Source organism: Bradyrhizobium genomosp. I (2014), assembly GCF_000261685.1.
Lineage (GTDB): Bacteria > Pseudomonadota > Alphaproteobacteria > Rhizobiales > Xanthobacteraceae > Bradyrhizobium.
In genome coordinates this window covers 1-9,092 of record NZ_AJQE01000223.1, presented here as the reverse complement: position 1 = coordinate 9,092, position 9,092 = coordinate 1, and the positions used below count along the sequence as shown (strand labels likewise).

Genomic DNA, 9,092 nt, shown 5'->3' with positions numbered 1-9,092 from the left:
CTCGAGCCGTGCTCCCAGACGAAGCCGACGCCGAGCCGATTGGCGACCGCCTCCAGCATCCCCTCGCGTGTATTGACGACGATCGCCGGACTGGCGCGCAGGTTGACGACGCGAAACGCCCTGTCCACGGCGCGCTGGGTCGCGGAATCCCGGGTCCGAAAGACCAGCGGATATTGCATGAGGCCGGCGATAGACACGCGCGATTGACGACTGAGGTCGTGAACGGGATGGCAGATCGCAACGACGCGCTGCTGTACGCAGGGTTCGCGACGGAAGCGGTTGTCCTGCGGCACTTCCGGCAATACGGCGACGTCGACACGCTGGTCGACCACCGCGGCCATGATCGCCGACCAGCTGCCGATCTCGATGTTGATCTGGATCTTCGGATACAGATTGCGGAATGCTGCGATCAGCGCCATGCCCGGCATGGCGTTGCCGAGCCCGATGCGAAGCTCGCCTCCCGTGAGCTCGTCGCGCTGCTGAAGGATAGCCAGCGCATCCGCCTCGATCGCCTGCATGCGGCTCGTTGCAGCGTAGAGCCGCCGGCACAACGGCGTCGCGATCAGCGTCTGGCCGTGCCGGTCGAACAGTGCAACCGCGAACTCGGCCTCCAGATCGCGCACGAGCTGCGCAACTGCCGGCTGCGACACCCCCAGCCGCCTCGCTCCGGCCGCAAAGCTGCCGGTCTCGAACACCGCATTGACCGCACGGACGCGCGACGACGTCAACGCCACCACAACAACCCCAAGATCGCCATTCTCCCCTGTTCCGGACCCGGCGAAAGCAAAACCTGGGATGACCATAAGGACCGCCATTGACCGTAATGTGAATGTCAGATGCGCTCCTTAACTCCTCATGCGCCGCAACAAGGCCAGCAGGGGACCAGCGCGCATGGCGCAGATCGAACTTTCCGCAATCCGCAAGTCCTTTGACGGCACCGACGTCCTGAAGGGCATCGATTTCCGAATTGAGAACGGCGAGTTCATCTCGCTGGTCGGTCCTTCCGGCTGCGGCAAGTCGACCCTGCTCCGCATCATTGCCGGCCTCGAGCCGCAGAATTCCGGCCAGGTCCACATCGACGGCCGCCCTGTGGACGCCATTCGCCCGAGCGCGCGCAACCTCGCGATGGTCTTTCAATCCTACGCGCTCTATCCGCATTTGAGTACCTTCGACAATATTGCGGTGCCGCTCAGGATGCGGCGCCTCTCGGCGATCGAACGGCTGCCGCTGCTCGGCACGCTGCTGCCGAGCCGACGCGCCAAGGAACGGCACATTCGCGCCGACGTCGAAGGGATCGCCGAGCAGCTCGACATCGCGCCATTGCTGCGGCGCAAGCCCGGGCAATTGTCCGGCGGACAGCGGCAACGCGTTGCAGTCGGACGCGCCATGGTGCGCGAGCCGCTGGCTTTCCTGTTCGATGAACCGCTCTCCAATCTCGACGCAAAGCTGCGCGTCCACATGCGCGCAGAGCTCGCCGAGCTGCACCGCCGCCTCAAGGCAACGTTCATCTACGTTACGCACGACCAGGCCGAGGCGATGACCATGTCGAGCCGCATCGCCGTCATGATGGGCGGCGAATTGATTCAAGCCGGGACGCCTGCGGAGATCTACGACCACCCCAACGACATCCGTGTTGCCGAATTCATCGGCAGCCCCAAGATCAACGTCCTCCCCGGCCGGATCCGCAAGGACGGCGGCGTCGACGTGCTGGGGACTGCCCTGAGGCTTTCGTGCAATGCGGCGGCCGGCGAATGCCGCGTCGGCGTCCGCCCGGAGCGGATCGACGTGGGCGCGGGGCCGTTCTCCGGAACCGTCGTCCATCTGGAGAATCTCGGCGCCGAGGCGTTCGTGCACCTTGCGATCGATGGCGCCGGATTACGCCTCATCGCGCGGCTCGCCGACGTCAGGCACTTGCCTGCAATGGCCAGCTCCGTCGCCTTCGGTTTCGCCGCCGACGCGGTGCGGATTTTCGATCCGGCCGGGAAGCGGATCGAGCTCAGAGCGGAGCAAGCCGAGCGCATGCGCGAGCCCGCCCATGTCTGACGGCTCCATGACCATTGGCGCGGCCATCGCTCCCGCAGGCGCGACACGGCGCACGCTGCCGGCCCACGGCAGCCGACGGACATACTCCGCTTACGCCCTGGTGACGCCGGCCGCGGCACTGATGCTGATCATGCTGCTTGGTCCGCTCGCCGGCGTGATCGCCCTCTCCTTCACCGACTATCAGCTCGGCGCGCCGCATTTCTCCTGGATCGGCCTCGCCAATTACCGGGACCTGTTCGCCGACAAGGTGTTCTGGACCGCGCTGCGCAACACGCTGGCCTATGTCGTGATCGTGGTGCCCGGCGCCGTGATCGCAGGCCTTGCGATCGCGCTTCTGATCCAGAGCGGCACCAGCCTGCGCAGCCTCTACCGGACGATCTATTTCCTGCCTGTGATGGCGACCCTGATCGCCATGGCGGTCGTGTGGGAGTTCATGCTGCACCCGCAATTCGGCCTGGTGAACGGGATGTTGCGCAGCGCGGGCCTGCCGGCCTTTGCCTGGCTGCAGGACCGCAGCACGGCCCTCTATGCGCTGTGCGCAATCGGCATCTGGCAGGCGGTCGGCTTCAACATGGTGCTGTTTCTCGCCGGCCTCGTCTCCATCCCCAAGCAGCTCTACGAGGCGGCCGAAATCGACGGTGCGTCGAGCGGCTGGGCTCGCTTCCGTCTCGTGACCTGGCCGATGCTGGGGCCGGTCACGACCTTCGTCGTCGTGATCTCCGGCATTCGCTCGTTCCAGGTGTTCGACACCGTGCACGTACTGACCAAGGGCGGCCCGTCGAAATCCACCGAGGTCCTGATCCACACCATGTACACGGAAGGTTTCGAGTTCTTCCGCTCAGGCTACGCCGCCGCGATCACCGTCGTCTTCCTGGTGTTCGTTCTCTTGCTTACCCTGATCAAATCGAGGCTCGCCGATCGCGGCGTGCACTACACATGAGCAATGCACATCCCATCCCATTCCGGGCGATCCTCCGCCACGTGCTGCTGATCGCCGGCGCCGCGCTCATGCTGGCGCCCTTCATCTGGATGATCTCGACCGCGTCCAAGCCGCAGACCGAGATCTTTTCCAGCGAGCTGCACCTGATCCCCTACCGGTTCGCGCTGGCGGATAACCTGCGCGAGGCCTTCGCCAAGGCCAATCTGCTGCGCTTCCTGCTCAACGGCGTCATCGTCACGATCTCGATCTTCGTGCTGCAGGTGATGGTGGCGCTGCCGGCGGCCTATGCGCTCGCAAAACTTCGCTTTCTCGGCCGCGAGGCGCTGTTTGCGCTCGTGCTGTTCGGGATCCTGATCCCGCCGCAGGCGACCGCGATCCCCGTCTTCCTGATGCTGCACAAGGCCGGCCTGCTCGACAGCTATGCCGCGCTGGTCCTGCCCTTCACGATCTCGGTGTTCGGCATCTTCCTGATGCGCCAGTTCTTCAAGACCGTGCCCGACGATCTCGTCGATGCGGCGCGCATGGACGGCATCTCCGAATTCGGCATCGTCTGGCGGGTGATGCTGCCGGCCGCGATTCCCGCAGTGACCGCCTTCGGCATCTTCTCCGTGGTGGCGCATTGGAACGACTACTTCTGGCCGCTGATCGTGCTCAACAGCGAGCAGCTGCGTACGCCGCCGCTTGCGGTCGCGCATTTCCGCAACAACGAGGCCGGCACCAGCTACGGCCCGCTGATGGCCGCCGCGATGGTGATCATCGCGCCGCTCGTCATCGCCTTCCTCTTTGCCCAACGCCGCTTCATCGAGGGCATCACCCTGACCGGCATCAAGTAACCACGTCACCTCAAACAGGAGTCTATCCATGCTGAAGTCCATCATCGCCGCGGCGGCTCTGTCGCTAGTGGCCGGAGCTGCGCTCGCGCAGACAAAGACCGAGATCGTGATGCAGTATCCCTATCCGGAGCTGTTCACCGAGACCCACAAGCGCATCGCGGAGGAATTCGCCAAGGTGCACCCGGAGATCAAGGTCACGATGCGGGCGCCTTACGAATCCTACGAGGACGCCACCCAGAAGGTGCTGCGCGAAGCCGTCACCAATCAGATGCCCGACGTGTCCTTCCAGGGCCTGAACCGCATCCGCGTCCTGGTCGACAAGAACATCCCGGCCGAGCTCGGCGGCTACATCGCGGCCGAAAAGGATTTCGACAAGCAGGGCTTCCATCAGGCGATGTATGACATCGGCACCGCCGGCGGCAAGGTCTACGCCCTTCCCTTCGCGATCTCCCTGCCCATCGTCTACGTCAATCTCGACCTGGTGAAGCAGGCCGGCGGCGACGTCAACAACCTGCCGAAGAGCTGGGACGAGCTGATCGCGCTTGCCAAGAAGATCAAGGCGCTCGGCAACGACACCAACGGCGTCACCTATGCCTGGGACATCACCGGCAACTGGCTCTGGCAAGCGCCGGTGTTCGCGCGCGGCGGCACAATGCTCAACGCCGACGAGACCAAGGTCGCGTTCGACGGAGCGGAAGGCAAGTTCGCCATCAACATGATTGCGCGGCTCGTCAACGAGGGCGGCATGCCCAACCTCGACCAGCCGTCGATGCGCGCGGCGTTCGCTGCCGGCAAGACCGGCTTTCACATCACCTCGACCTCGGACCTCAACAAGGTCACGCAGATGACCGGCGGCAAGTTCGCCCTGAAGACGATTCCGTTCCCGGACGTCGTCGCTCCGAACGGCCGGCTGCCGGCCGGCGGCAATGTCGTGCTGATCCTCGCCAAGGACAAGGCCAAGCGCGACGCCGCCTGGGAAGCTGTGAAGTTCTGGACCGGCCCCAAGGGCGCGGCGATCATGGCGGAGACCACCGGTTACATGCCGCCGAACAAGGTCGCCAACGAGGTCTATCTGAAGGACTTCTACGTCAAGAACCCCAACAACTACACCGCGGTCAGCCAACTCGCGCTGCTCACCAAATGGTACGCCTTCCCCGGCGACAACGGCCTGAAGATCACCGACGTGATCAAGGATCACCTCAACTCGATCGTCTCGGGCGCGCGCGCCAAGGAGCCGGAGGCCGTCCTCGCCGACATGACCGCCGACGTGCAGAAGCTGCTGCCGAAGACGACGGGCGCAGCGCGCTGAGCGTCCTGACATCCGCCCGCACGGGACGCCATCGGCGCCCCGTGCCGCACCAATAACTGGAGATGGCGATGAAACTGCTGCATCTGAGCGACATTCACCTGACGGCGCCCGGCGCGACCATCGGCGGCCGCGATCCGCGCGTCAATTTCGAACGGGCGCTGGCGCATGCGCTGAACGATCATCACGACGCCGAGTTGATGGTGATCACCGGCGACCTCTCGGATTGGGGCGATCTCGCCGACTATCAATGGCTCAAGCAGCGCCTCGACGAATATCCGCTGCCGATCCGGCTGTGCATCGGCAACCACGACCGACGCGCCGCCTTCCTGAGCGTGTTCCCCGACCTCGCCGACGACAACGGCTTCGTCCAGGGTATCCACGATACCGCCGCCGGCCGCTGCCTGTTCCTCGACACCGCCCACCCGGAGACGCACGCCGGCCGTTATTGCGACGATCGCCTCCGCTGGCTCGAGGCCCGGCTGTCCGAGCATGACGGGCCGTTCCTGCTTTTCATGCACCACAACCCGATGCCGGTGCATCTCGTCCCGTTCGACCAGATCGGCCTGCTGGACGAGGCTTCCTTCCGCGACCTCGTCAGCCGCCATCGCGCCAAGATCCGCCACGTCTTCTTCGGACATTGCCACTTGCCGCTCGCAGGCTCGATTGCAGGCGTGCCCGTCTCGTCGCTGCGCGGCACCAACCATGCGAGCTATCCGCTGTTCTCCGAGACGAAGCTGCTGAGCGCCTCCGACCTGCCGCAATCCTACGGCGTCGCATTTCTTGGGGAGGATTATGTCACCGTGCACATGGTGGAATACGGCTATGACGGTCCGATCCGCACCCAAGGTTCACCCGACTACAAGGCCTGGGATCGGAAGACCATGGTTCGGTGACCGGCGAGCGCCGACCTATCAGGGCGTGGACCCACAAACCCGCGCGCACTTCTTGTAGAGTCCACTCCACCTCTATAGCGGCGCATTGACGTCGTCCCTCGCCCTGGGTCGGAGTGAGCCACTAGCGGACGTCGCCGCTGAGAATGCACAGCTACGGTAAGAAAGATGCCTTCGACGCCCTTGATTGAAACCTAACTTTATCGCTTTATGGGATAGCTTCTTACAGAGATAAACCCTGAGTTATACGTGACGATCAAATATCTCTCGCATTTCCCTAAGCCTCTTCTGGAAGACCTGGTGAACGGCCGTTGGCTCCCCGTCGTGGGAGCGGGCATGTCGCTGAATGCCAAGCTGCCGCCGCCTACCAAAATGCCGCTGTGGCATGACTTGGGCAAGAGCTTCGCTGAAGAACTTCAGGACTATTCACCAACGAGCGTCCTTGACGGTATCTCTGCCTATGAACACGAGTTCGGCAGAGCCCGACTCATCGAACGGCTCGCCGAATTATTGTATCTCGATCGAGTTCAGCCAGGCCCGGCGCACAAGGAGTTCTGCAGCCTTCCGTTCGACATTGTCTGTACGACTAACTTCGATTTCCTGCTCGAAAAGCAATACGACCTCGAACGGCAAGACAACCGCACTGTTCACCCCGTAGTGGATGAAGATCAGCTCTCTATCAACGTCGGGGCAACGGGCACGCTCCTGCTTAAGTTGCACGGGGATGTCCGGCATCCCAAGCGACTCGTGGTGACCGAAGCCGATTACGATGGCTTCCTTAATAACTACCCGCTTATCGCAACCTATCTCTCTAACCTGCTCATCACTAAGACCGCGGTGTTCATCGGCTACAGCCTCGATGACCCCGACTTTCGTCAAATTTGGCACGTGGTCACCAGCCGTCTAGGTAAAGCCCGCCGCATGGCTTACGCCATCATGGTAGGCGCCAAACCGGGCGACATTTCTCGCTTTGAGCGCCGTGGGGTCAAGGTCGTAAACTTGCCGGGCACGCGCGAGCGATATGGAGCCGTGCTCGCCGAAGCTTTCGCCGAACTGCGCGAATACCGCCGCGAGCACGCAGGCTCAACCCTAAAGGCAACGGAAGAAAAGCCGCTGGAGCAATTCTTGCTGCCTCGGGATGCAATGACAAGGCTTTGTCTATTTGCTACACCGCTAGATGTGCTGCCTTTCTATCGGGAGAACATTTTTCCGTTCGCAGAAGCCGCGGGCTTCGTTCCAGTCACTGCTGCCGACGTAGTAAATCTTGGCGACAGCACCAGCGCGAAGATTGATACGCTTATCGATCGTGCTGCAGTTATAGTCGTAGACCCCAGCTCGCGGAACACCCAGCTTGAATTGGGGTTGGCGATTTCACGCGCGCAGGAAACAGAAGTCCGTCCCAATCGCCGGCGCCTAGAAATTATAGTCGTAGCAGAGTTTGCGCAAATTCCGATCGCTCCGATTGAGTTTTGGCACTTTGTCGAGCGCCCTGCGGTCCTGTCGGAAGATAGTACTTTTGTTGAGGAAGTCGCGCGGCACCTTCAGCGTCTAGGAGACGAAATGGGGTTTGCCCAGCGTTTAGAGCCGCGCCGGCTTCTCGACGCTAAAGAATACCGCGCGGCTGTTATATCTGCGATGACCCTGCTCGAAACAGACCTGCGCCAGCGGTTGAGCAAGGCCCCGCGCGACGCGGTGCGAAGGCCGATGTCGATGCGTCAGCTTTTGGGCCTCGCCAGAGAGCAAGGTTTGGTTGATCTAGTCGAACGTGACATGTCGGAATGGACAAAATTGAGGAACGATGCAGTGCACACGGGTCGACCGGTAACACGAAATGAGGCAAAGCTCGTGGTTGAGGGAGTCGAACGTATTGTCGGCCTCGCCTGACCTTGATGGCCCAACCCGCCACCAATTTCTCTTAAGGGAAGACTTTCGCTGCTTTATCAAGAGCGTCCGCTCCGGATCACAAGCTGCCATGACATTCCGAACAGCAGCTTCCGCCTTGCGTGAGTAAGCCCACCCTCATTCGTACCCGCCCTACTCCACCTGCAGCACGTCGACGGCGACGCCGAGCTTCTGCTTGTGCGAGCCGACGATGATGCCGTCGACCGGCGAGACGTCGGAAAAATCGCGTCCCATGGCCAGCACGATGTGATCGTTGCCGATCAGGAGATCGTTGGTCGGATCGAGATCGACCCAGCCATGCTCCGCTCCGCACCACAGCGACACCCAGGCGTGGGTGGCGTCGGCGCCCTGCAAACGAGGCTGGCCCGGCGGCGGAATGGTGCGCAAGTAGCCGCTGACATACGCCGCCGGCAGGCCGAGCCCGCGCAGCCCCGCAATCATCACATGGGCAAAGTCCTGGCACACGCCGTGACGCTTGTCGAAGACCTCGTCGAGCGGCGTCGAGATCACCGTGGCCTTGGGGTCGTAGCGGAACTGGTTGCGGATGCGGTGCATCAGATCGACCGCGCTCTTGAGGATGCCCGCGCCGGGCGCAAAGCTCTCCGCGGCATAGGTGCTGACCGGGCGCAGCACCGGCACCAGGGGGCTGGCAAAGACGTAGCCGACGGGCGAAGCCGGCCCGAGGCTCGTCGCCTCGAAGGCAAGGTCGCGAATGCTCTCCCAGGACGGGCTGAACGCATCGCGTGCCGGCGGCTGGCGCGACACCGACACACGCGAACGCGAGTCGATGCGCAAATTGCGATGCGCGGCTTCGATCACGACGCTCTCGGTGAGCGTGCCGAAGAAATCGCGCCGCACATTGCGCTCGGCCGGGCGCGGATGGATCTCGAGTTCGTGCGAGATCAGCTCCTGGCCGCCGCCGCTTCTCGGCTCCAGCCGCAGCGTGCAGCGGGCGAAGCTGACGGGATTCTCGTACTCGTAGGTAGTGACGTGACGGATGTCGTAGATCACGCCAGCCCCGTCAGCTTTTCCGGCCGGCTGGCATTGGGACCGTGCGGGAAGTAATGCTGTCCAATCGCGTCGGCGAGGCTGAGCAGATCCTGCTCCAGCGCGAACAGCGTCTTGACCTCGAACTTCTCGGCCTCCGCGGTCGCGAGCATCGCCTGCATCGCGAC

General features: G+C 63.0%; 8 protein-coding genes. 6 read left to right on the top strand and 2 right to left on the bottom strand.

What is annotated here, in order from left to right:
- Positions 1–734: LysR family transcriptional regulator (locus IC50_RS21460; RefSeq protein ID WP_035709319.1), on the bottom strand; the 734-nt coding region annotated here is incomplete at its 3' end.
- A 157-nt stretch (positions 735–891) separates the two neighbouring features.
- Here IC50_RS21460 and IC50_RS21455 point away from each other — a divergent pair.
- The 6 genes from IC50_RS21455 to IC50_RS21430 all read left to right on the top strand — a co-directional run bounded on the left by IC50_RS21455 (position 892) and on the right by IC50_RS21430 (position 7,899).
- A complete protein-coding gene (locus IC50_RS21455; RefSeq protein ID WP_035709328.1) occupies positions 892–2,043 on the top strand; it encodes an ABC transporter ATP-binding protein in 1,152 nt (383 codons plus the stop codon).
- Positions 2,036–2,983, top strand: a complete 948-nt coding sequence (locus IC50_RS21450; protein WP_035709316.1) for a carbohydrate ABC transporter permease — start codon at positions 2,036–2,038, stop codon at positions 2,981–2,983. The genes IC50_RS21455 and IC50_RS21450 overlap by 8 nt, the downstream gene beginning before the upstream one ends.
- Entirely contained in the window at positions 2,980–3,816 is an 837-nt protein-coding gene (locus tag IC50_RS21445; RefSeq protein WP_035709314.1) for a carbohydrate ABC transporter permease, read from the top strand. The genes IC50_RS21450 and IC50_RS21445 overlap by 4 nt, the downstream gene beginning before the upstream one ends.
- A gap of 28 nt (positions 3,817–3,844) precedes the next feature.
- Positions 3,845–5,125 (top strand): ABC transporter substrate-binding protein, encoded by a 1,281-nt coding sequence (locus IC50_RS21440; RefSeq protein WP_035709312.1) that lies wholly within the window; start codon positions 3,845–3,847, stop codon positions 5,123–5,125.
- 68 nt (positions 5,126–5,193) lie between these two features.
- Positions 5,194–6,018, top strand: coding sequence for a phosphodiesterase (locus tag IC50_RS21435; RefSeq protein WP_035709325.1), 825 nt, complete (start codon positions 5,194–5,196; stop codon positions 6,016–6,018).
- A 246-nt stretch (positions 6,019–6,264) separates the two neighbouring features.
- Positions 6,265–7,899, top strand: coding sequence for an SIR2 family protein (locus tag IC50_RS21430; protein ID WP_035709309.1), 1,635 nt, complete (start codon positions 6,265–6,267; stop codon positions 7,897–7,899).
- 150 nt (positions 7,900–8,049) lie between these two features.
- On the opposite strand, the gene IC50_RS21425 is transcribed toward IC50_RS21430, so the two are convergent.
- Positions 8,050–8,928 carry a transglutaminase family protein gene (locus IC50_RS21425; RefSeq protein ID WP_035709306.1) on the bottom strand — a complete coding sequence of 293 codons (879 nt, stop codon included), beginning with the start codon at positions 8,926–8,928 and terminating at the stop codon, positions 8,050–8,052.
- Between the last annotated feature and the right edge of the window lie 164 nt (positions 8,929–9,092).